The 23,161-nt window shown below is 55.1% G+C and carries 18 protein-coding genes and 1 tRNA gene; 6 read left to right on the forward strand and 13 right to left on the reverse strand.

What is annotated here, in order from left to right; translation table 11 throughout:
- The 4 genes from E9531_RS13845 to E9531_RS13860 form a co-directional block, all read right to left on the reverse strand.
- Nucleotides 1–353, reverse strand: a 353-nt coding sequence (locus tag E9531_RS13845; RefSeq protein WP_425293583.1) for an electron transfer flavoprotein subunit beta/FixA family protein, incomplete at its 3' end; no start/stop codon positions are given.
- Nucleotides 354–545: 192 nt separating this feature from the next.
- Nucleotides 546–1,949 carry a mechanosensitive ion channel family protein gene (locus E9531_RS13850; RefSeq protein WP_136574365.1) on the reverse strand — a complete coding sequence of 468 codons (1,404 nt, stop codon included), beginning with the start codon at nt 1,947–1,949 and terminating at the stop codon, nt 546–548.
- 28 nt (nt 1,950–1,977) lie between these two features.
- Nucleotides 1,978–2,754, reverse strand: a complete 777-nt coding sequence (locus E9531_RS13855) for an enoyl-CoA hydratase (protein WP_136574366.1) — start codon at nt 2,752–2,754, stop codon at nt 1,978–1,980.
- Between the two features lie 83 nt (nt 2,755–2,837).
- The gene (locus E9531_RS13860; RefSeq protein WP_244610119.1) at nt 2,838–3,788 is read right to left on the reverse strand and encodes a histone deacetylase family protein; all 951 of its coding nucleotides are present in this window, start codon (nt 3,786–3,788) and stop codon (nt 2,838–2,840) included.
- 161 nt (nt 3,789–3,949) lie between these two features.
- On the opposite strand from E9531_RS13860, the gene E9531_RS13865 reads away from it, so the two are divergent.
- From E9531_RS13865 to mltB, 4 genes are read left to right on the forward strand one after another with little or no spacing between them, the layout of a single operon-like run.
- Nucleotides 3,950–4,870, forward strand: coding sequence for an AAA family ATPase (locus E9531_RS13865; RefSeq protein ID WP_136574367.1), 921 nt, complete (start codon nt 3,950–3,952; stop codon nt 4,868–4,870).
- Between the two features lie 12 nt (nt 4,871–4,882).
- A complete protein-coding gene (locus E9531_RS13870) occupies nt 4,883–5,902 on the forward strand; it encodes a DUF58 domain-containing protein (RefSeq protein ID WP_136574368.1) in 1,020 nt (339 codons plus the stop codon).
- Between the two features lie 8 nt (nt 5,903–5,910).
- Nucleotides 5,911–7,980, forward strand: coding sequence for a transglutaminase TgpA family protein (locus tag E9531_RS13875; RefSeq protein WP_136574369.1), 2,070 nt, complete (start codon nt 5,911–5,913; stop codon nt 7,978–7,980).
- Entirely contained in the window at nt 7,941–9,254 is a 1,314-nt protein-coding gene (mltB, locus tag E9531_RS13880) for a lytic murein transglycosylase B (RefSeq protein ID WP_244610120.1), read from the forward strand. Before E9531_RS13875 ends, mltB begins: the two co-directional genes overlap by 40 nt.
- Nucleotides 9,255–9,295: 41 nt before the next feature.
- Here the strand turns inward: mltB and E9531_RS13885 are convergent, their stop codons facing one another.
- Nucleotides 9,296–10,654, reverse strand: a complete 1,359-nt coding sequence (locus E9531_RS13885; protein ID WP_136574370.1) for a branched-chain amino acid ABC transporter substrate-binding protein — start codon at nt 10,652–10,654, stop codon at nt 9,296–9,298.
- Between the two features lie 325 nt (nt 10,655–10,979).
- Here E9531_RS13885 and E9531_RS13890 point away from each other — a divergent pair, with 325 nt between their 5' ends.
- Entirely contained in the window at nt 10,980–11,738 is a 759-nt protein-coding gene (locus E9531_RS13890; RefSeq protein ID WP_136574371.1) for a sulfite exporter TauE/SafE family protein, read from the forward strand.
- Nucleotides 11,739–11,847: 109 nt separating this feature from the next.
- Here E9531_RS13890 and secA read toward each other — a convergent pair whose 3' ends face one another.
- Entirely contained in the window at nt 11,848–14,574 is a 2,727-nt protein-coding gene (secA, locus tag E9531_RS13895; RefSeq protein ID WP_136574372.1) for a preprotein translocase subunit SecA, read from the reverse strand.
- 344 nt (nt 14,575–14,918) lie between these two features.
- Nucleotides 14,919–15,881 carry a M23 family metallopeptidase gene (locus tag E9531_RS13900; protein WP_136574373.1) on the reverse strand — a complete coding sequence of 321 codons (963 nt, stop codon included), beginning with the start codon at nt 15,879–15,881 and terminating at the stop codon, nt 14,919–14,921.
- A gap of 111 nt (nt 15,882–15,992) precedes the next feature.
- Here E9531_RS13900 and E9531_RS13905 point away from each other — a divergent pair, with 111 nt between their 5' ends.
- Complete coding sequence (locus E9531_RS13905) at nt 15,993–16,370, forward strand: DciA family protein (RefSeq protein WP_136574374.1); 378 nt, start codon at nt 15,993–15,995, stop codon at nt 16,368–16,370.
- A gap of 102 nt (nt 16,371–16,472) precedes the next feature.
- On the opposite strand, the gene E9531_RS13910 is transcribed toward E9531_RS13905, so the two are convergent.
- The 6 genes from E9531_RS13910 to efeO (E9531_RS13935) form a co-directional block, all read right to left on the reverse strand.
- Complete coding sequence (locus tag E9531_RS13910; RefSeq protein WP_136574375.1) at nt 16,473–16,871, reverse strand: PRC-barrel domain-containing protein; 399 nt, start codon at nt 16,869–16,871, stop codon at nt 16,473–16,475.
- Between the two features lie 348 nt (nt 16,872–17,219).
- Nucleotides 17,220–17,295, reverse strand: a tRNA-Thr gene (locus E9531_RS13915).
- A gap of 45 nt (nt 17,296–17,340) precedes the next feature.
- Nucleotides 17,341–18,294: a ribosome biogenesis GTPase YlqF gene (gene ylqF / locus E9531_RS13920; protein WP_136574376.1), complete on the reverse strand. Its 954-nt coding sequence runs from the start codon at nt 18,292–18,294 to the stop codon at nt 17,341–17,343.
- 149 nt (nt 18,295–18,443) lie between these two features.
- Nucleotides 18,444–19,271: an iron uptake system protein EfeO gene (gene efeO, locus E9531_RS13925; protein WP_136574377.1), complete on the reverse strand. Its 828-nt coding sequence runs from the start codon at nt 19,269–19,271 to the stop codon at nt 18,444–18,446.
- Nucleotides 19,272–19,500: 229 nt separating this feature from the next.
- Entirely contained in the window at nt 19,501–20,997 is a 1,497-nt protein-coding gene (gene efeB / locus E9531_RS13930) for an iron uptake transporter deferrochelatase/peroxidase subunit (RefSeq protein WP_136574378.1), read from the reverse strand.
- Between the two features lie 72 nt (nt 20,998–21,069).
- On the reverse strand, nt 21,070–23,109 hold the full coding sequence (efeO, locus tag E9531_RS13935) for an iron uptake system protein EfeO (RefSeq protein ID WP_136574379.1): 2,040 nt from the start codon (nt 23,107–23,109) through the stop codon (nt 21,070–21,072).
- Nucleotides 23,110–23,161 lie beyond the last annotated feature (52 nt).

A 23,161-nucleotide genomic window follows, 5' to 3' on the forward strand; every position in this document is an offset into this window, starting at 1 on the left:
TTGCCCAGCAGCACAAGGCCGGGTTGCTCTTTATCGACCAAGGCTTTGAGGATTTTGGCAACAGCCAGTGGCTGCACTTCTTCTGCGGTTTCCACCAAAATGGCGCGGTCTGCACCAATGGCCAGCGCTGTGCGCAGGGTTTCTTGCGCTTGGCTCACACCAATGGAGACGACGATGACTTCAGAGGCGGCGCCTTTTTCTTTGAGACGAACAGCTTCTTCTACGGCGATTTCATCGAAGGGGTTCATGCTGTGCTTGACATTGGCTATGTCTACACCGCTGTTGTCAGACTTCACGCGCACTTTGATGTCTTTGTCGACCACGCGTTTGACGGGTACTAGGACCTTGGTCATTGGGTTGTCTCTCCTAAATGGCCTCGATAGGCAGGTTGATCAGAGCAGGGCACCACCAGCGCCACCGCCTTCAGTTTTAAAAAATCGCACGAACGTTCTATTTTAGTCACTGTTCGCGTGTCTGGAAGAAAATCCTTGTGTGAACATGGCTTCTTCATGCCTGTTGTTGTGCTGCACGATTGACCTAATGCATCAATCGATTGGGTTGTCGTTGGCCTGCGGCGCTTGCGAAGCGCTTTTAGACTCGGTAGCCTGCGCCAGCCAAGCATTCAAATCCTGCCAGTTCAAACTGGTTTGCGGTGCCGCAATCGTGACTTGCCCGGCATCAAATGCAGACAAAATGGCCAAATTGATGGCCGAACGCAAGCTCTCGGTGCCACCCGCAGACAAATCCCCAATGTAGTAATTGAGCTTGAACTCCAGCCCAGACGCACTCACATTGAGCAAATTGGCAAAGGGCGCGGGTGCCGTCAGTACTCTGGGCTGGCTTTGCGCAGCCTCGACCAGCATGCGTGCCACAACTGCCGCATCGTTGCCTCCATCCACAGTCATGGAAATCGATTGCAATGCACGCGAGGCTGTTGTCGAGATTTTTTCGACCATCGTGCTGGTAAGCATGTCGTGCGGAACGATAGCTTGGCGCCCACTGCTGGCCAAAATAGCGGTGTAACGCCCCGACATTTCCACCACCGTGCCTTCAAATCCACCGACCTTAATGGTGTCTCCTACACGAATGACACGCTCGGTAAACAGCACAAACCCACTGACGTAGTTGGCAGCCAAGCGCTGCAACCCCAAACCAATACCGACGCCCAAAGCACCACCAAACACCGACAGCGCAGTCAAATCAATGCCCGCCATATTCATGGCCACCAGCAGGCCAATGAAAAGCAGCACCGCGCGCACTGCTGTGGTGATGGCTTTGCGCCCCGGCAAATGGGCTGCAGAGGCTGACGCCATCAACTTGTTCTCAATGGCTGAAGAAATCCACAAACTGCCCAGCAAAAACAAACCCGCAGTCAAAAGCGATTCCAGCAACCGCAATACTGAAACTTGCTTGCCCCCGATGCCCCAATGGATGGCGTCAAGGCTATTGAGTAACGTAGGGCCTAAACCAATGATCCACAGCGCAACACAAGCCCAGATCAGCCAGGAAAAGCTGCGCGAGACTGGCTCCACCCAACGTTTGCCAGGAAAGGCCAACTTAAGAACCTTTACGCCTGCACGGATCAATAAGAGTGATGTCAGCAGCGGAATGGCGAGCGTCAACAGCAAAATGCTTTGGTGCGGTGCCAACGCAGTACGTACAACCGATAGCGCCAGTAGCCCCAGCAAAGGGAATAGAACACCATCGACCACCTTGCGACCAAACAGCACAGAGTCTGGATTGTCGTAATCGGCGCCATTGCGCAAGCTACGCAAGGCAAAAAAGATCACCAACAAAGTAGCTGCAATGATGGCCAATTCAACCAGCGCTTGCGGCCCACTGAATTGGTCAAGCCAATCTAAAAACGACGTTCCGGCCAACGCCTCTCCAACAGGAGGGGCTGCTATTGAGGTGGAGGAAAGAGCTGAAGTGGTGGATTCGTTTGCCATAGACCGTGTGAGCAATCATCAATCAAGCTCAAGACCAGTGCGGCGCTCGCTTTTGTACAAACGCCTGCGCACCTTCTTGCGCCGCATCGTCCATCATATTAATCGCCATAGTTTGCGCTGCCAGCTGATAAGCCGCTTCAATACCCATGTTTTTTTGTGCATACAGCAGTTCCTTGCCCCGCGCCAACGAAATGCGCGGTTTCGAAACAATCGCGTCGAGTAATGCATCAACGCCTTGCTCCAATTCATCAGCAGGCACCACCCGGTTGAGCAGTCCTGCCTGAAGCGCCTCTTGAGCAGAGATAAACGCCCCTGTCACCAGCATTTCCATGGCTTTCTTCAAAGGCACGTTGCGTACCAAAGGAACGCTGGGCGTGGAACAAAACAGACCATATTGAATGCCACTGACCGCAAAACGTGCCTCTTGCGAAGCCACCGCCAAATCGCATTGCGCCACCAATTGACACCCTGCTGCCGTGGCAATGCCTTGCACTTTGGCAATCACCGGTACTGGCAAATGGTGGATGGCCAGCATCAATCGCGAGCACTGGGCAAATAGCGCCTGGTACCACTGCATATCAGGGTGCGCGGCCATCTCCTTGAGGTTATGCCCTGCACAAAAGGCCTTGCCATTGCCTGCCAGCACTACTGCCCTCAGGCTTTCATCAGCAGCTAAGGTTTTAAAGGTGGCAATCAGCTGCTCCAGCATGTCACCGCCAAGCGCATTAAAACGCGCTGGATCGTTCAACGTTACCTGCACGACCCCTGCACGGGGTTGGCTCAAATGCAGCAAATCGTCACTCATGGCGTCTCCTTTATCTTCTCTGATTGATGTTCTGTTCTAAGCCTGCTCTAGGCTTTTATACGCGCACCAGATGGGCGGCAGTGTCACAGTCCTGCCAGAACACGCACATGTGCTTCTACGCTACGGGCCAGAGCATCAGGCACATAGCCGCCCTCTAGGCTGGAAACGATGCGCCCTTTGGCGTGGCGTTCTGCCACATCCATCACCATGCGGGTGATCCAGGTGTAATCGCTCTCATTGAGCATCAGTTGCCCCATGTCGTCTTCGCGGTGTGCGTCGAACCCTGCACTGATGAAGATCATCTCTGGCTTGAACGCCTCCAGTCGTGGCGTCCACAACATATCAATCATCTCGCGCACATCCATGCCTTTGGTGTAGGCAGGAATGGGGATGTTGAGCATGTTCTCGCCCTTGGCCACTTCACCACTGTTGGGGTAGAAGGGGTGCTGAAAGAAACCGACCATCAACGCCTTAGGCTCTTTCGCCAAAATGTCTTCCGTGCCATTGCCATGGTGCACATCAAAATCCACCACCGCCACGCGCTGGAGTTGATAACGGTGCAAGGCATACATCACGCCCACTGCAATGTTGTTGAAAAAGCAAAAGCCCATGGCCTTGTCATGCTCTGCATGATGCCCGGGAGGGCGAGTCGCGCAAAAGGCATTATTCAACTGCCCCGACATCACCATATCGGTGGCCAACAGCACGGCCCCTGCCGAGCGCAAGGCGGCATTCCACGTATGCGGGCCCAGCATGGTATCGGTGTCAATTTGCGAATGCCCATCCCCCCCGGCTTGGAGCTCTTCTTGCATCAACAAATCCAAACCACGCATTGCGGCTACGTGCAAGCGGGTGTGGGCCAACTCCAAATCATGCACAGATGCTTTAGGCGCATCAAAGCGCTGCAAGGCATCCATCACACCGGAGATGAGCAAACGGTCTTCGATCGCATCCAGCCGGGCTGCGCACTCGGGGTGTGCCGGCCCCATTTCATGTAACCAGCAATCGCGGTGGGTGATATATCCAGTAGCCATGGTTTGTCTCTTTAGCTCTTTAGAATCAACGCTTTTACGCATTCAATTACAGGCTCTTACACTGCATTGGCTCACATGCATAACCGTCGGTTGCGCTCTGACGGTAGCTCCATGATCCGCCTTCTCCCTCGCCTGTGGGTTGTGATTACTGTAACGTCAAAATGTCTATTCAATCTCAAATCAACTCAGTCCTTGCCCAACTCAACACACTGATCGTAGGTAAAAACACCCAGGTATTGGATTGCGTTACGTGCCTATTGGCAGGCGGTCATTTGCTGCTGGAAGATGTTCCCGGGGTTGGAAAAACCACGCTGGCGCACGGTCTGGCACACACCTTCGGACTGCAGTTCTCACGGGTGCAGTTCACCGCTGATTTGATGCCCAGTGACTTGACTGGAGTTTCTGTCTACGAACGCAGTCAAGAGGGCTTTGTCTTTCATCCGGGGCCTATTTTTTCGCAAATTCTGCTGGCCGATGAAATCAACCGCGCCAGCCCAAAATCGCAAAGTGCCTTGCTCGAAGCGATGGAAGAGCAGCAGGTCTCAGCAGAAGGCGCTACCCGGCCATTGCCTCAGCCTTTTTTTGTGATTGCCACGCAAAACCCCCGCGAACAATTGGGCACCTACCCTCTTCCAGAATCACAACTGGATCGCTTTCTGATGCGCGTCTCACTTGGCTACCCTGATCGCCAAGCCGAGCGCCAGTTGCTCAGCGCCAATGGGCACCGCCAACATGTGCAGCAATTGCACGCCATCATGAACGCGCAAGAGATTCAGCACATCCAGCAAGCCGTGCTGCAGGTGCATGCCTCTGATGCCTTACTCGATTACGTTCTCGATTTGGTTGAGGCCAGCCGTTCTGGCCAATGGTTTGTGCAGGGGTTGAGCCCACGCGCTGCCATTGCTTTGGTGCGCACGGCCAAAGCGCGCGCCTTGATCCTAGGGCGTGACCATGTCTCCCCCGAAGATGTGCAAGACACCATTGAGCAAACCATTGCACACCGTTTGGTGCCGCTGGCACAGTCGGGGCGCAGTGCGGGCGCGCAAGTGCAGGCCATGGTTCAAGCCACCCCATTGCGTTAAAGGCATGCGTCCATGCCCTCCCCCCTCAAACGCTTGCTAGGCATTTCGCCTTTCACCCCATTGCGCCTGCGCATTGACCGCTGGATTCAGCAACGCCTGCCACGCACCAACCATTGGGTGCTGTCACAACGCAACCTGTATGTGCTGCCTACCCGCGCAGGCTGGATGCTAGGATTGACGGCCACCTTGCTGCTGATTGCCGCAATCAATTACCAAATCAACCTGGGCTTCTTGTTTACCTTCATGCTCGCAGGCGTGACCTTCATCAGCATCTTGGTGGCCCACAGCAACTTGCGGGGGCTGGAACTCAACACGCACGAGCCCCCCCCAGTTTTTGCCGCCTCACCAGCGGTGCTGACGGTGTATTTGCAACACACCAGCGCCAACACCAAATTCGCCATTGGTCTGGCGCCGCAACTGCCCGTAACTGCAGCCCCCCTAGCTAGCCCGCCTTTGCTGGTGGACGCACAAAAGGAACAACCAACCACTGCCCAAGTGCTGCTGCCCATGCCTGTGCGCGGCAGGCATGACTGCCCGACCATCAGCGTGGAGACACGCTATCCCATCGGGGCTTTTCGGGTTTGGTCGCTGTGGCGCCCCAATGTGCAACTGTGGGTCTACCCTGCTCCCGAACCGAATGCGCCCAGCATTGCCCAAAGCGGCTTGGCAGGAGACGCCGGCGTGGCATCCTCACGCTCGCCCTCTTTTGAGATGGAGGGCTTTCGCACCTACCAGCGGGGTGATCCGCTCAAATCCATCCTGTGGAAAAAAACCGCCACCGCCATCGCCACGGGCTCAGGCGACTGGATTCGCAGAGACCAAACCCAATTGGATACGACGCAGGTGTGGCTGGACCACGCCGCCACCGGGCTGCAGCAACCTGAAGCCGTGCTCTCGCGGCTATGCGCCTGGATTTTGATGGCCGACGCCCAAGGCCTGACTTATGGCCTGCGCCTACCACACCAAAAGATCGAGCCCGCCAACGGGCCAAACCATAAGCACCAATGCCTTAAAGCATTGGCCTTGAGTTGAAAGCACACATGACGGCCGCAACCATTTCTTGGCACCAACGCCTCTCTCGCCAAGCACGAGACGATGTGTTTTTGCTCTCTGTGCTCACCGTACTGACCCTGCAAATGAGCCGTGTACTGCCCACCTGGGCAGGCGTGTTTGCCTTCGGTCTGTTGGTATGGCGCATCAGCATCAGCTTGCGTGGCAAGTCCCTGCCTAAACGATGGCAGGTGGTCACGCTGCTGCTGCTGGCCATCGCTGGCATTGCATTTGAGTTGCTCGTCAATGCCTCCATTTCCGGTGCTGCATTAACGTTTTTGTTACTCTTATTGGCGCTCAAAACACTGGAAATGCAAGCTAGGCGCGACTCGTTCGTTTTATTTTTCCTTGGCTTTTTCAGCATCGTCACAACCTTTCTGTTCGCCCAAACCATGATGGTGGCGTTGCTGATGGTGCTGGTGTTTTGTGGCCTGCTCACCGCATTGGTCAATGCGCACAAGCCCGTGGGACGACCTCCGCTGTGGGAATCTGCCAAATCAGCCTTGCTGCTGCTGGTCATTGGCCTGCCGTTGATTGGCGCGCTTTATATTTTGTTTCCACGTTTCGCGCCGCTATGGGGTGTGCCCAATGCCCCAACACAAGCGCGCACAGGCCTGTCAGGCTCCATGGAAGTGGGCACAATTGCCGACTTGGCCCAAAGCCGAGAAATTGCCCTGCGTGTGCGCTTTGCACCAGACTCCCCAACGCCAGCGCAGTCTGACATGTACTTCCGCGGCCCGGTGCTCTCACGCATCCAAGGTCGCAACTGGATCGCAAGAGAAGTCGGCCCCGTCCTCAGTGATGCCAAAGCAGGCACCTACGCCAACCCTTTTGAACCGCAAGGTCCAGCAATTCGGTATGAGACTGTGCTTGAAGCCCATCGCCAACGCTGGTTACTGCCGCTGGACTGGATGCCCCAAGCCCCTGAGCGCAGTGAAAGCAGCGTGCCAACCGGCTTGCTCAATCAGGAATTGGTATGGAACAGCTTTCGCCCCATCAACAACACGACCCGCTACAGCGCTGTCAGCTTCACACAAGGCACCTACGCACGCACGGCCAAACAGCCTGATCTAGCCCCTTATTTGGAACTGCCCCCCAACGACAACCCACGCACCCGTGAATGGGCCCATCAACTGCGTGCAGAGATTCAAGCCAACCCCAGCATCGCTGAACATGACCGCGACAGCGCTTTGGTGGAACACGTGTTGCAGTGGCTGCGCCGTGAACCTTTTCACTACACCCTGCAACCACCGTTGTACGGCAACGATACGGCTGACGACTTCTGGTTTGTACACCGTGCAGGTTTTTGTGAGCACATTGCCTCGGCCTACGCCGTTTTGATGCGCGCAGCAGGCATTCCTGCACGCATTGTCACGGGCTACCAAGGCGGCGAAGTCAATCCCGTCGATGGGGTGTGGATTGTGCGCCAGTCCGATGCCCATGCCTGGGTTGAGGTGTGGCTCCCAGGCGAAGGCTGGAAGCGCATTGACCCCACAGGGGCGATTGCGCCAGAACGCATCAGCCTGTCCCAATCTGCCGCACGTTTAGCAGGCGCGGATGCCCGCGCTGCGGGCTGGGACGGCAACATGGCCTGGGTTGCCCGCCTGCAAGCCATCAGCGATGCCATGGACTACCGCTGGACACAATGGGTGCTCAACTACGACCAACGCAACCAGCAGTCGCTGCTAGAGAGTCTGGGCCTGCGCCGCTTGAATTGGGCGCATGTGGCCCTGATCACCGTGGCTTTGGTGGTCGCAACCAGCGCTGCATATATGGTGTGGCCATACCTACGCCGCCGAAACCGTGACCCTTGGTCACTTCTGTTACGTGACACCCATAGTCGATTAGCACAACTTGGTTTACATATTCCAGTCCAAACGCCACCTAGACGCATGGCGCAAGCAGCCGAAGGTTTTTTTGGTCCGCAAGCCGCAACCGATGTATCACAATGGTTGCTCGCAATGGATGCACAACGCTATGCACGCCAGACCACTGAGACATTGCCTGAACTCAAGCGCCGATGGCGGCGCCTGAATTGGCCCACCAAGCCCCATTCATGATGATTCGCCCTATGCTGTTGCCCTCCACCTTCGCTTCTGCTCCTCTTGCAATGCACTGCGAGATGCCTGCTTGCAAACGCCCAGCACCAAGCAAAGCGGTGGTGCATGCCACGGCTTTGGCCATCAGCATCTGGCTTGGTGGCGCAGCATACGCCCAGACCGGGCCAGATGCCCCCATCGCCACACTTGCCCCTGTCAGCGTAACGCCCAGCGAAACAGTCACCCCCAACATGGAGCCAGCGCCCTCCGTCAGCAGTTGGGCTGAACAAGTACGAGCCTTTGCCGGCACTTTTGCTGCCGACCCAGATATTCCCTCTGAATGGGCCAGCCAAATCTTGGCACAGGCGCAGTACAACGCACGTGTAAAACGCCTGATGACACCCGCGCAAGGCAGTACCTCTACAGTGCGCGACTGGCAAGGCTACCGCGCCCGCCTGGTCAGCCCCGCCCGCATTGATGCTGGCGTGCAGTTTTGGCGGCGCAACCAACAAGTGCTGCAAGAAGTGCAAAAACAGTGGGGGGTGCCAGCGAGTGTGATTGTGGGAATCATTGGCATCGAAACCTCGTATGGGCAGAACGTGGGCAACATCCGCGTGTTGGACGCGTTGAGCACCCTGGCCTTTGACTATCCGCAAGAGCACCCGCGCGCCCTTGAGCGTGCCGCTTATTTCCGTAAGGAGCTCGAGCAATTCCTGCGCCTGTGCCGTGCCAACGGCTTGGACCCACTGTCCATCACAGGCAGCTTCGCTGGGGCGATGGGCATTCCCCAATTCATGCCATCGAGCTGGATGCTTTACGGCGAAGACTACGACAGCAGCGGCGGCGTGAACTTGCTCACCAGTGCCCACGATGCGATTGCCTCGGTTGCCAATTACTTGCGCGCGCATGGCTGGAAGCCAGACCAGCCCGCCTATTTCAATATCGATTTAAGGCAAACCACTGCAGCGCAAATGGCCACTTTGCTGGCCCCCGATATCCTGCCCACGTTCGACCAAGCGGCATTGACGGCACTGGGTGCGCAGCTCATGCCATCAGGCCAGCGCTATGAAGGGCAAATGGCCTTGGTAGAGCTCAAAAACGGTGAAAACCCGCCTGAATACATTGCCGGAACCGAAAACTTTTACGCCGTCACCCGCTACAACCAGTCGAGCTACTACGCCTTGGCGGTTTTGCAACTCGGTGAAGCTGTGCAGCGCCGCTTCGACCTACTGCAACCTACAGCGGCACCGGCGGCACCAGTGGCAGCCTCCTCACTGCCTACCGATGCGCCGTAAAACCGTGTTTACGTGTTGACGTTCTAAAGCCCTGCGCTCTGTCAGCTAGCGCTAGGCCGCTGCATCTGGCAGCTTTGCGGCATTTCGGCTTGTGCTGGTGTCAGGGATTGAATCACCTCAAACCCATAGCCCGAGCCTTCTACATCAAACGGCACGGCCTCTGTGCCTGATTTCTGCATCCGCCCAACCAACAACGATTGCTGAAACTGGTGGTCGGCTGCGCGCATATGGCCTTGCTGCCCATATAGTGACACGGCTACGTTTTCCAGCGCAAAGGCCACCGCCTTTGGATCCGTGCTCTGCGCCTTTTCCATCGCCGCGGCCACGGACTCAATCAACAGCTGCATGCGCATGTGCACATAGTCATCCGCAGGGCGCGGAAAACGCTCGCGAAACGCTTGGTAGAACGCGCGACTTTGTGTCGTTGGATTGTTGGGTAGCCAATCGGCAACGGCAATCACCTTACCCACACCAGCATCGCCAATAGCCGCTGGCGCGCCCAGTGCATTGCCGTAAAAGGTGTAGAAATTCCCGTTGAAACCCACCTCATTGGCGGCTTTCACGAACAGCGTCAAATCGTTGCCCCAATTGCCCGTGATCACCGCTTGCGCGCCACTGGCCTTGATTTTGGCACCATAAGGAGCAAAGTCTTTGATGCGGCCAATCGGGTGGTATTCCTCCGCCACGATCTCAATGTCAGGTCTGCGTTGCTCCAACTGGCGGCGTGCTTCACGCAGCACCGCATGGCCAAAGCTGTAGTCTTGCCCAAACAAGTAGACTTTTTTCAGGTCACGATCGGCTTGCAACACATCCATTAACGCATTCATGCGCATATTGGCGTGGGCATCAAAGCGAAAGTGCCAAAAGCTGCACTTTTCATTGGTTAGCGCCGGATCCACCGCCGAATAGTTCAAAAACAGCATCGATTGCTCAGGCGTGCGCTGGTTGTTCTTTTCCACCGCATTCAAAATGGCTTCAGCCGTTGCCGATGAATTGCCTTGCAACACAAAATAGGCTCCCGCATCACGGGCAGCTTGCAAAGCGGCCAAAGCCTCTTCATTTTGGCCCTTGCTGTCAAAACGCAGCAACTTCAATGGACGTGCCCCACCTTGTTCGGCAGGTAAATGCACGCCACCACGGGCATTGACACGCTCTATAGCCCACGACAGATTGCGAAACACGGCCTCGCCTGTATTGGCAAAGGGGCCAGAAAGACTTTCCACCAATGCCAGCTCAATGGGCACGCCCATTGCCGCATGCGATTTGTCCTCTACGGCTTGCGCTGCCGTTTGTGCCAACACCTGTGGCGCAGCCAGCAATACCCCAACAGCGGTGATAGCCAGCATCCCCGCCCGAAGTCGGCCTGCTGCGCGAAGCCAACGTTTTTTTCTCAACACCATGTATATCCTTCAATGCATTCAAGCGATCTTGACGTTCGATTGAACGTGGTGTTTATTATGGTTGTGTGTTTTTGCTTATGTTTGATTATTTAATCTGCATATATGCACACTAAATTAATGATAATTAGAAGAAGTTAGCTGATATTCAAACAATCAAGCGCATATGTTATTTATTTTCGGCTATCGAATCCAATACAGTACATGGGTCATGTTGTGCAAAATTGAAAATTTATTCTGCATTTTCAATAAAACTCAGTAAAACAACTGATGCAAACACTCAGCTGCAGTACATGCTGAACGGCAAATGGCACGATAATCGCGCGCCATGGAATGGATCATCGTCTCTCTCGCATCTCTTTTCGCAGGCTTTGTCGATGCCATCGTTGGCGGCGGAGGTCTGGTGCTTGTACCTGCTCTTTTTGCGGTCTACCCCAGCGCTGTACCAGCAACGTTATTGGGCACCAATAAGTCTGGCTCCATTTGGGGTACATCGTTTGCTGCATGGAAATACGCCAAGCGCGTTCAATTCCGCTGGCGCACACTTGTGCCAGCCATTGCGGCAGCGTTTGTGGGCTCCATGCTCGGCGCTTGGGCATTGACCCAAATCTCCGCAGACTTCTTGCGCAAGGCATTGCCTTTTATTCTGCTGGCCGTGCTTGTTTACACCTTGGCACGTAAAGACATGGGGCAAAACAACCAACCGATTGCAAACCCACACAAGGAAATTGCGTTGGGCATGCTGATTGGTTTGTTGATTGGTTTTTACGACGGTTTTTTTGGCCCAGGCACAGGCAGTTTTCTGGTCTTCGCTTTTGTACGCATACTGGGGTTTGATTTTCTCAATGCCTCAGCCAATGCCAAGCTGCTCAACATTGCCACCAATTTCGCAGCCCTGTTGCTATTGGGCTGGAAAGGCCATATTTGGTGGCATTTGGCAATTCCACTGGCCCTGTCCAACATTATCGGAAGCTTTTTAGGCACGGCCATGGCCTTGCGTTACGGCTCAGGCTTCGTGCGATGGATGTTTATTGCCGTGGTCACGGTGTTGATTGCCCGCTCTGCTTGGGATGGCTTTTTCAGTTGAGCATCACCATCGAACGGCCATGAACTAAAAAAGGTGCCATATGGCACCTTTTAAAAAACAACATAACAAGTCCTCAGTAGGTCTTGCAAGCCTACCGAGGCACTGCCATTCAAGTCAATTGGCCGTGGCATTGCTTGTATTTTTTGCCACTGCCACATGGGCACGGATCGTTACGGCCCACACGCGGTACACCATCAGCAGTCGCTTGCTCAAAAGCGGCCTCCGCATTGGTGTGGTCAATGGCGCGCTGGGCCAACGCTTCAGCGGCATCCTCCATTTGAGCAGCGGCTTGTTCGACCTGCTGCGGATCCTGAATTTTCACGCGCATGATGATGCGGGTGATTTCAGCACTGGCGGTGTTGACCATTAAACGGAACAGCTCAAACGACTCGCGCTTGTATTCCTGTTTCGGTTGTTTCTGCGCAAAACCACGCAAATGGATGCCTTGGCGCAAATAATCCAATGCGCTGAGATGGTCACGCCATGCATTGTCAAAGGTTTGCAGCAGCACCACACGCTCAAAATTGTTGAATTGTTCAGCCCCTGCACGCGCAACCTTCTCAGCATAGGCTGCGTTGGCCGCATTCATCACCAAGTCATGGATATCTTCTGCAGAAATGGAGTCCGAAGCTTCTACCTTGGCTGCCAGATTCAAATGCAAGTCCCATTCATTGGCCAACTCTGCATCCAATGCCACCAAATCCCACTGCTCTTCCATGGACTCTGGCGGCACATGGCGGTTGAGCAAATCGGAGAATGTCGCCTCTCGCATGCCAGCGATGGTGTCATTCACGCTCGTCGCATCCAAGATTTCATTGCGCTGTGCATAAATGACTTTACGCTGTTCATTGGACACATCGTCGTAGTCCAGCAATTGCTTGCGAATATCGAAGTTGCGTGCTTCCACCTTGCGCTGAGCTGACTCGATACTGCGTGTCACCATGCCCGCCTCAATAGCCTCACCTTCTGGCATTTTGAGTCGGTCCATGATTGCACGCACACGATCGCCAGCAAAAATGCGCATCAGCGGATCATCCAGCCCAAGGTAAAAGCGGGAAGAGCCTGGATCGCCCTGACGGCCTGAACGACCGCGCAGCTGATTGTCGATGCGGCGTGACTCGTGGCGCTCTGTCGCGATGATGCGCAAGCCACCGAGCTCTTTGACTTTGGCGTTGTCTTGCTTCCACTGCTCGCGCAAACCCTCGATTTGGATGCGTTTGTCTTCCTCAGAGAGATTTTCGTTGGCTTCAATAGCCGCAACGTCTTTTTCGATATTTCCGCCCAGCACAATGTCTGTCCCGCGGCCTGCCATGTTCGTGGCAATCGTGATCATGCCCGAGCGACCTGCCTGGGCAATGATGTCTGCTTCACGCTCGTGCTGTTTGGCATTGAGCACTTGGTGGGGTAACTTGGCCTGATTGAGCAAGTTCGCAATGATCTCAGAATTCTCAATCGAACTGGTGCCCACCAACACAGGTTGACCGCGCTCATAGCATTCACGGATATCGGCAATGGCTGCGTTGTATTTTTCTTTAGTGGTTTTGTAGACGCGGTCGAGTTGGTCGTCGCGCACGCTCTTGCGGTTAGGAGGAATGATCACGGTCTCCAGACCGTAGATTTCCTGGAATTCGTACGCCTCTGTATCTGCTGTCCCGGTCATCCCCGAGAGCTTGTTGTACATGCGGAAGTAATTCTGGAACGTGATGGAGGCCATGGTGGTGTTCTCGGCCTGAATCCGCACGCCCTCTTTCGCTTCAACGGCTTGGTGCAAGCCATCACTCCAGCGGCGACCAGACATCAATCGTCCTGTGAACTCATCCACAATCACCACTTCGTTGTTTTGCACCACATAGTGCTCATCACGGTTGAACAGCGTATGCGCACGCAATGAGGCATACAAATGGTGCACCAGCATGATGTTGCCCGGGTCGTACAGCGAAGTGCCTTCGGCCAGCAAACCCTGCTCTGACAAAATGCGCTCAGCCGTTTCGTAGCCTTGGTCGGTCAAATGCACCTGACGGGCTTTCTCATCAACCGTGTAGTCACCCGGTGTAATAACGCCTTCGCCAGTGCGAGGATCCGCCTCGCCTTCTTGCCGCGTCAATTGCGGGGCAATGGCGTTCATCGTCAAATAGATTTTGGTGTTGTCTTCTGCCGGGCCGCTGATGATCAAAGGCGTGCGTGCCTCATCGATCAAAATCGAGTCCACCTCATCGACAATCGCAAAGTTCAGACCACGCTGCACCCGGTCTGCGGCTTCATAGACCATGTTGTCGCGCAAATAGTCAAAGCCATACTCGTTGTTGGTGCCGTAGGTGATGTCTGCCTGGTAAGCGGCTTGTTTGACCTCTTTAGGCAAAGTCGCCAAGTTGATGCCTACGGTCAAGCCCAAAAAGTTGTAGAGGCGCCCCATACTCTCGGCATCGCGGCGGGCCAGGTAATCATTCACCGTGACCACGTGAACGCCTTGCCCTGTCAATGCATTGAGATAGACCGGCAGCGTTGAGGTCAAAGTCTTGCCTTCGCCCGTGCGCATCTCGGCGATTTTTCCGTAGTGCAAAGCCATGCCACCAATGAGCTGCACATCAAAATGGCGCATTTTCATCACGCGCTTGGAGGCCTCGCGCACAACCGCAAATGCTTCTGGCAACAAATCATCCAGGCTCTCGCCTTTGTCCAAACGCGCTTTGAAATGCGCGGTTTTCCCGGTCAAGTCTTCATCACTGAGTTTTTCAAATTCAGACTCCATTGCATTGATGCGTGCAACGGTTTTGCGGTACTGTTTGAGCAACCTGTCGTTGCGGCTGCCGAAAAGCTTGGTGAGAAAGTTCGCCATGAAAATTACCGTCCCGCACGCCTGATTGGTACGGGCGGCCGGTTCCTCAAAAGTCAAGTCCAAATAAAAAAGTCAAAACCAAACTGTGCTTTCAAGTAGCGGCACGGCGCACTCAATCAATGCAGTCAGGTTTTGCAGTATCGCGCATTCTAACGCGCAGCTTTCTGGCAGTCAGAAGTCTTGCGCCTTGCAGCGATGTGAACGCAATACGCTCCCCATGCTCCATCAGCTTGGGGGCAACCAGTGCTGTTTCAAGACGTGTCCATCAGAAAAAGACTTCGGCCCAACTGCGCAACACAAGTCATGAAGCACCTTGCTAATTGCCAAGGCCCAGGCGTAATGGCCTATTGCTGGTGCTGGGCCAGCAAATCTGACCACGACGCTTTTTTACCCGCAGCAAGAAAACGCTGGGGATTTTGCTGCTGGCCGTTGACCAGCACCTCAAAATGCAAATGTGGGCCAGTGGAACGCCCTGTACTGCCCACTTCAGCCACTTTTTCCCCTCGCCGCACAACATCACCGCGTTGTGCCAGCAGTTTAGAGGCATGGGCATAGCGGCTGATCACGCCATTGCCATGGTCAATTTCCAGCATGTTGCCGTAAGCCGAGTGGTATTGTTGCGTAATCACAATACCGCCAGCAGCGGCCAAAATTGGAGTGCCAGTTGGCGCCTGAAAGTCCAAGCCAGTGTGCCGCGCTTTGCGCCCCGTGAGCGGGTCGATCCGCGTTCCAAAGGCCGAACCAACCTGCCGACCAGGTACGGGCTCTTGCGTTGGGATCATGCGCCGTGCCAGCACATCTGCATACAAATGCGTTTGGGCAACCATCAAATAGTCAGACTGATCCGTCAATTGGCGATCCATGCGCGCAAGCAAATCAAGCAACTCTTGCCGCTCCATCGGTACATCATTGACCAAGGGGCCACCTGCATCCAAAGACAAAACATCTAAAGCACCATCCGCTGGGGCTGGCACTCCAGCCAAATCAGACACCCGCTCAGACTGAGTTTGCAACTGCACCAGCCTTGCTTGCATCTCACCGACTTTTCTCGCCATTTCATCCATGCTCTGGCGCATCACCGCCCGCTCTGTCTCCAGCGATTCGCTGGCCCGGTTGGCCAAACCAAGCACCCGACTCATGGCTGAGGTCTGCACATTCCAATCACTCACACGCGACTGCGCTTGCAACATCAGCAAAGCCGCCGCGCCCGCACACAAAGTGAACACCAATGCCAGCACCAGTGCGGCCAACGGAAAGTTCAGCGTGTAGCTGCGCGACCAACGCGCATCAGTCATAATCAATTGCATAACGGTGTCTTAACCTCTCGCTTCAATGAAAGAAGCTGCGCAGCGGCGCTCAAACAGCCACCTGCTCGCAGCTTTTCACGCATCAACGCCTACTTGGCACTGGACGTACACGTGCAATCCGATCGCCCATCACGCCCACGCCCATCGCGCGTAACCCAGCACTACGGCAGCGGCCACACAACAGCGCGCACAGATATTGGCACATTGATCGGCCAGTCCCCACTGCTGACACAGCTCACCGCACACGCCAAACTGTCCAGTCAATTGCTCGAATGCATACAGCCTGCGCTGCCCATGGGGTTACGCGCCAGCGTTCAAGCAGGCCCTGTAGAAGGGCACGAGTGGTGTGTGATTGTGCCAAACTCTGCCGTTGCAGCCAAACTTCGCCATCTCAGCCCGCTTCTGCTGGAGGCATTGAAAGCAGGAAACACTCCTGCCATGCCTACGATTACGCACATTCGATTGCGTGTGGCAACCACCCCAACCTGAAAACATATTCAAGAGCATCCACACGCTCTACAACCTGCATGCAAAAACGCCCCCCCGCAAGGACTACATCCTTGCGGGGGGTTCTTTATTCCTTGAAGACGATTACTTCTTGGCGTATTCAAATTTTGGCAGTGTTTTCAGCGCATCTTTTGTCGCTCCTGCAAGCGTGATTTTGTCGTTATTGATGCGGAAATTTTTAACGGGAATGGCCACATCATGTGCCCCCATGCCCAAGAATCCACCCACACTCAAAATGGCATAGGAAACGGTGCCATCAGGAGCCACGATCACGTCCTCCACCTTACCAACAGACTCATCCCCATCATTGTGCACGGTCTTGCCCAAAATCGAATCCTTCAAGCTCCACCCTGAAGCCACGGCCTGAACTTCAGTGGCAGACACACCCAAAGTAGCAGTTCCTGCAACAGGCTGAGCAGTCGCTACGCCGCAAACCAACCCCAGAGAAATTGCACTCGCAATGAAAAATTTTTGGCTATTCATAATGGCTCCTTGATATGTTGCCCTGCAACGATTGATAGGAGACTTCATCTTAGAGTCCTGAATACCAAGCGGATGTCAGCTGTATTTGTCTTCTGGCGTACTCATTGTCCTACGTGGCTATAGGACAAGCTCTACCGGCATGCAGATGATGCAGACCGCTTTGATGGAGGCATTGCTCCTGCCGAAGTTACCTCTTTCGCATAGCTTTTGACGGACTCAAGCCAGCGGGCGGGCACTGTTTTTTTCATCACCGCAGGGAATACACAAACCCGGGCGCTTTTCAAACGGCTCTTGAACAAACGTACAAAACAAAAAACCCCCATGCAAATGCATGAGGGTTTATGTGTTTGGTGCCGGATGTCGGATTCGAACTGACGACCTACCGCTTACAAGGCGGGTGCTCTACCAACTGAGCTAATCCGGCGAAAGACGGCATTGTATATGAAAAAAATGCGTCTTGAACGAAAAATCATTTTTTCTTGCGGCGCTTCTTATTTTTCTCCCGCTCTTGCTCGTACTGCTCTTTGCGCAATTGGCGCTCGGCATCCAATCGTTCGCCAGTGGCCAGCCACTCTTGAAACTCTGCTGGGGTTTCAATGGTCAAACGCCCCAAGACCCCTGAGCGGAAGTCCTGCAAAATAATTTCTGCTGCTTTTTGCGCATTCACCCGCCCACCCGGCAACAACGCACCGCGTTTGCGCCCCACCTCGTCAAACAGCACATGGTCAGCCATAGCCGTCAAGGCCTGCACATTATCTGCCACAGGGTAGCGGGCCAACAACGCCTGCGGGTAGTGCCGCTGCAAGTACGCAACCAGCTCCAGCGCCACCAGTTCATCGTCAAATGCGTTGCGACCAATCGAGCCAGCCGCAGCCAAGTTATAGCCACTTTGCGCCACGATAATGCGCGGCCATAACACCCCCGGTGTATCAAATAAATAAAAACCGTCCTGCAAGGAAAACCGCTGCTCTTGCCTAGTTACGCCCGGCTCGTTAGCGGCTTTGGCTGCACGGCGCCCCACCATGGTGTTGATCAATGTGGACTTGCCCACATTGGGAATGCCACAAATCAGCACCCGCATGGGCTTGTCCATCGTTCCACGCGAAGGCGCCAACGCCATGCATGCATCAATCAGCGCCCGAGCAGGCGCTGTATGGTGGCCGTCCATCGCCACCGCTTTGGTGTTGTGTTGCTGGTTATACCAATCGAGCCACTCGTGCGTGCGTGCAGCATCCGCCAAATCGGCCTTGTTAAGCACCTTCAGGTTCGGCTTGTGCTCCAGCAATTCACGCAGCATGGGGTTTGCACTGGACGCAGGCAAACGCGCATCGACCATTTCAATCACCACATCAATGGTTTTGACCCGCTCGCCAATGGCTTTGCGGGTCAGGTGCATGTGGCCGGGGAACCATTGGATACTCATAAAAGCAAATGTGCTAGGTCAAAAGGAAAGTGCCAAGTATCGCCTAGCTCAGCCCCCTGTGCGGCAAAACGGGAGGCAAACCGCTTACTTGCCCTATATACACTTTTTGCCAAACTTGCACAGTGCCCCCTAATCGTCACCTTTGAACTTCAATCCAGACCGAGCTTACCGCGCAGGGTGGAGAGGTCTTCTGCCAGTTTATTGATGGCAGCAGCCATGACGGTGCGGTCTTTGTCGGTCAGCTTTTCGTACGAAACAAAGCCTTTGCCATCGGCGGTGCGGTAGGTTTTCAGAATGTCGAAAACGGTTTTGAAGTTTTTGTCGACTTCGGCCAAAAATGGAGCTTCCGTTTTCTCGATCAAAGGGCGCACCAGCTCAACGATTTTGTAAGAGCCTTCGGTATTGGCTTGAAAGTCCCACAGGTCGACTTTGCTGTAGCGGTTTTCTTCGCCGGAGATTTTGGTGGCAGCGACTTCCTCCATCAATACGGCGGCGCCTCCGACGACGACTTCCGGCGGGAAAGTCAGCTTGGCAATGCGGCCTTGCAGTTCTTTGACGTTGGCCAGCAGTTTATCGGCAACGTCACCCACGTCTTTAGTGGTGTTGTGCTGCCACAGGCTGTATTCAATACGGTGAAAGCCGGGGAATGCGGGGTCTTTCTCAGCACCTTCGTAGTCGTCGGCGCGTGAATCAATGGCCACATCCATATCGCTGAACAGCTCGGCAATGGGTTCGATACGCTCGTAACTCACGCGGGTAGGTGCATACAAGGCTTTGGCTTTTTCCACATCGCCCTTCTTGACTGCAGCAACAAAGGCAGCGGTGTCGGTCACGAGTTGGTCCACGTTTTCGGTCACGTAGATTTTGTACTCGGCAATAGGCGCAACCAAGTCGAGAGGCTGGGCTTTTTGTGCCATGGCGGCGGCACTGGCCACTAAGCCAACGGCCACCAGCAGGTGTTTGAATGGGAATGTCATGCGTGATCTCCTTTGCCATTGCGGCGGTGGGTGATGAAAAAAAGGGTTAGCAAGTTTTGCGATTGCTCTTGGAAATCTGGGCTTGTTGGTGTTTTGCTTGGTGCTTTATCCATGCCCTTCGACAGGCCTGTCCTGAGCATGGTCGAAGGGCTCAGGGCGAGCGGTGTGTGGTGGCGTCGACTGCATGGTGAACTCGCGCAAAGTACAGGTTTGAGCATCCCCACTCCGTTCAGACTAAGCCAGTCGAAGTCGGGTTCATAGAAGCGGCATTGTGGGGAGCGGAATTGTTTGCGCCTTTATGCCCGGCATCCCTTACCACCGCCATCAAGCCACTGCCATAAAAATCGCCTGCATCGCGCACACCGGGCAGCGTGAAGAAGTAGCCGCCACCTACGGGCTTGATGTATTCTTCCAGCGGCTCACCATCCAAACGGCGCTGCACTTCGATGAAGCCTTTTTCCAGATTAGCCTGATAGCAAATGAACAGCAGGCCCTGGTCAAGCTGGCCGTTCTTGGCTACGCCATTGGAGTAGTTAAAAGGCCTGCGCAGCATGAGGTTCTCCTCAGACTCTGGTGTACGCGGGTTGGCCAGACGAATGTGCGAATCCAATCGGGTTTGCAAGCCTTCAGGGTCTTTGGTGTAGTCGGGCACTTCAAACTCTGTGCTCTCTGCCGCATCCAACGGGGCACCTGTCATTTTGGTGCGACCAAAAATCTGCTCCTGTTCACGCAGGGGTGTTCTATCCCACCGTTCTACAAAGTTGCGGATGATGCGCACGGCCTGGTATGTGCCGCCCTCGGCCCATGTCGGTTCGTTGCGTGCAGCACCAACCCACACCACTTGGTTCATGACAGCGGCGTCGCCCGCATCAGGGTTGGCCGAACCATCGCGGAAGCCCAGGAAATTACGGGCGCTGGCGACGCTGCCATCCGCACTGGGCTGCACGATAGGCACATGGCCCTCTTGCTTCCAACGCAACACCATTTGATCGGCCAGATTTTTAATCATGTCGCGCAGTGCATGGATGGCCGTATCGGCGGTATTGGCACAAATTTGCAGGTTCAAATCGCCGTGGCAGAGACTGGCATCAAGCGCATCGTTATGAAAGCGCGTCATACGCTGCAAATGTCTGGGTTTGTGCGGTGCCAGCCAAGGACGCTCATCAAACAAAGAAGCCCCCAACGAGACCGTGATGGTGAGCGCATCGGGCTCAACCGTAGGGCCTAGGATGCCTGAATCCACCGGCGGCAAGCGCGGGTCTTGCTCAGGCACTTCCCCACCTTGGGTGAGGAAAGCGGCCCGTTCGGTTAAGCGTTGAAACAAGCGCTCCAGCTCCTCAGGCGTATCAGCCAAAACAGCAAAGCTGGCGACCATGCCATTGGCTGGGCGTGCAGTGGTAATGCCTGCTTGGTGTACCCCGTAAAAAGGCACGCGGTCTTGCGGACGGGCCGCATTACTCAGCGGCGCATTGGTCACGTTGGCTGCATGTGCAGCACTGGCTTGAGTTTGTGCCGTGGCAGCGCAGCCAGCCAAGCTGGCCCCCGCCAAACCTGCCACCATACCGCCGCCCATGTGCCGCAAAGCAAGCCGTCGCGATGGGTTGCCTGGCCGATTACGTGACGCGTTGGGTTGCGCGCTTGCTGAGTCCAGGCGCTGTGAATCTGTAGTCTGCCCCAACAGGTTAAACGGGCAACCGCCATGGTTTTGTGGTTCGTTCGTTTTCATAAAAATCGTGGTGGTAACGGGTGTTGTGTTGTCGTTATTCAGAATCTGCAGCCTCAATACTGGTCGTGCACATCACTCCAATCCCAAGGCGGGATTGACTTGTTCCACACGGCCAGCCAATGCCGCGACCAACGCACTGAGCTGTTGCCGCTGTGTTGCAGTCACCTCCGAATAAGGTAAGAAACTGCTCTGGTCATGGTTTTTGAGTGCATCGAGTGCGCTTTGCAGCGCCTGAAAATGCTGGCGTACTTCTTCTGCCAACGGGGCTTTGGCGCCTTGCAGCAACTCATCTACCAGCAATACGCTTTTTTGCATGCCATCAAGGTTGGCTTGCAGGTCTGCCAAGTCGCTCAAGGCGTATAGGTTTTCTGGCTCTGTGATGCCGCTTTCCTGCAAGCGCTGCGCTTGCCATACCGCACTGCCAGCTAAATCTTCTGGTGCTTGTTGCCATTGCTTGAGGCGCTGCTGCAGCTGCTCTGCATCAAGGCGCAGTTGTTCGGCCACGGCAGCACTGCCCTGCAGGCTACGCTGACCAAACAATTGTTTTTCAAGGCGATGGAATCCGCGGAACTCGGGGTCGTCTTCACCTTGCGCCAAATAACGCGCTTGAATGTCGATACGGTTGTCTATATCTGCCATACGACCCACCACCGCCTCCATGCGCTTGTAGGGCACGCGAGCGGCTAGCCATTGCACTTGGGCTTGGGCTAAATCACCTGCGGTAATAGCCTCTTCAAGTGTTTTGATGTGCCGCACCAAGGCGTTGGTTTGCATGATGAGGAACACCCGATTTTCTGACAGCGGCCCAATGAAAGCCTGTACCGGTGGCCGCAGGCGTTCGGCCTCGGACGAGGCCGATGGCGTCACAACCAATTGGCCACGCGGGTTGGAGAGCAAACCACAGGTAATGGCAAAAGTACCCGGCTTGAGCTTGACTGTGAGCAACGAATGAAAACCCGGCGCAATGTTTTCCCGCTCAGCCACCACCATCACGCCATCGAGAATTTCCCACTCCAGCGTGCGTTTGGAGGCGTTATGGATTTCAAATGTTGTCACGCCAGCAGGCAAGCTGAAGTTCATTGGTTCGCACAACCCATCGCGCACCACCACACGGTGCATTTCGCCGCGCTGCGGGCCTTTGGCGGTTTTGGTGGCGTAATAAAACGCCGCAACACCAGCGGCTACCAACAAGGCAGAGCCCACAATGGCCCAAGCCACCCACGCAGAAGGCGCAGCCGTTGCTATGCCTTGCGGTACCGTTGCGGGCTTGGCCTCAGCGCGATGGAGCGGCGGTTGCGCTCCACGCTCGCGAGTGAGCCACAGCAGCACAGCGGCAGCAACCAAGTACAAAGCCCAAATCAGCACCTCGCCCACCGTTGGGGATTCGTGGTAACCCAACAGGCCGGAAAGCACGGTGCCAAGTACGCTGGAATTGGGCAGCCACGCACTCCAGTCAAACGCCACTGTTTGCAAACTGTTCCAAGCGCCCGCTTCGTGCAAGTTGCGCAGTACGCCAGAGAGTAAGCCTGCAGCAACCAGCAAGATGAATAAGCCCGTCCAGCGGAAAAAACGGCGCAAGTCCAAACGCACCCCAGCCCAAAAAATCACCACGCCAAGAACTGCGGCCACAACCACCCCTGCCAAAGCGCCCATGGGAGCGCCCCAACCTGAGCTTTGCTGAAAAATCGCCAGCAGGAAAAACACCGACTCCAGTCCTTCGCGGGCGACGGCAAAAAAGGCCATTCCAATCAGCCCCCATGTGGCTGAATGCCCCCGCTCAGCAACCATGGCTTGGTCAACGGCATGCTGCAACTGCCCTTTGATGGAGCGTGCAGCCTTGCGCATCCACAGCACCATATAGGTCAGTAGCCCAACGGCAACCAGCCCGACAATGGCTTCAAACCATTCCTGCGTTTGCTGCGGAAACTCGCGCCCCGCAAACAATACTGCGGCACCTACAAACAACGACAAAGACACTGCCAGTAACACGCCGACCCAGATGGCGGGTAACCAGCGCGAGCGGCCAGTCTGCTTGAGGTAACTGGCAATGATGCCGACTATCAGCGCGGCTTCAATGCCCTCGCGCAACATGATCAAAAAAGGAGCCAGCATCAACACACCCGAACGACAAAAAAGAAACACAACAACGCGCAGGCCATGCCGC

The organism is Lampropedia puyangensis, from assembly GCF_004833285.1.
GTDB lineage: Bacteria > Pseudomonadota > Gammaproteobacteria > Burkholderiales > Burkholderiaceae_C > Lampropedia > Lampropedia puyangensis.

Coding starts and splice junctions, on each gene's coding strand:
- E9531_RS13865 (WP_136574367.1), top strand. CDS start 3,950: ATGTCTATTCAATCTCAAATCAACTCAGTCCTTGCCCAACTCAACACA.
- E9531_RS13890 (WP_136574371.1), top strand. CDS start 10,980: ATGGAATGGATCATCGTCTCTCTCGCATCTCTTTTCGCAGGCTTTGTC.
- E9531_RS13850 (WP_136574365.1), bottom strand. CDS start 1,949: ATGGCAAACGAATCCACCACTTCAGCTCTTTCCTCCACCTCAATAGCA.
- E9531_RS13875 (WP_136574369.1), top strand. CDS start 5,911: ATGACGGCCGCAACCATTTCTTGGCACCAACGCCTCTCTCGCCAAGCA.
- efeO (WP_136574377.1), bottom strand. CDS start 19,271: ATGACATTCCCATTCAAACACCTGCTGGTGGCCGTTGGCTTAGTGGCC.
- mltB (WP_244610120.1), top strand. CDS start 7,941: ATGGCGGCGCCTGAATTGGCCCACCAAGCCCCATTCATGATGATTCGC.
- ylqF (WP_136574376.1), bottom strand. CDS start 18,294: ATGAGTATCCAATGGTTCCCCGGCCACATGCACCTGACCCGCAAAGCC.
- E9531_RS13870 (WP_136574368.1), top strand. CDS start 4,883: ATGCCCTCCCCCCTCAAACGCTTGCTAGGCATTTCGCCTTTCACCCCA.
- E9531_RS13910 (WP_136574375.1), bottom strand. CDS start 16,871: ATGAATAGCCAAAAATTTTTCATTGCGAGTGCAATTTCTCTGGGGTTG.
- E9531_RS13900 (WP_136574373.1), bottom strand. CDS start 15,881: ATGCAATTGATTATGACTGATGCGCGTTGGTCGCGCAGCTACACGCTG.
- secA (WP_136574372.1), bottom strand. CDS start 14,574: ATGGCGAACTTTCTCACCAAGCTTTTCGGCAGCCGCAACGACAGGTTG.
- E9531_RS13855 (WP_136574366.1), bottom strand. CDS start 2,754: ATGAGTGACGATTTGCTGCATTTGAGCCAACCCCGTGCAGGGGTCGTG.
- E9531_RS13860 (WP_244610119.1), bottom strand. CDS start 3,788: ATGGCTACTGGATATATCACCCACCGCGATTGCTGGTTACATGAAATG.
- efeB (WP_136574378.1), bottom strand. CDS start 20,997: ATGAAAACGAACGAACCACAAAACCATGGCGGTTGCCCGTTTAACCTG.
- efeO (WP_136574379.1), bottom strand. CDS start 23,109: ATGCTGGCTCCTTTTTTGATCATGTTGCGCGAGGGCATTGAAGCCGCG.
- E9531_RS13885 (WP_136574370.1), bottom strand. CDS start 10,654: ATGGTGTTGAGAAAAAAACGTTGGCTTCGCGCAGCAGGCCGACTTCGG.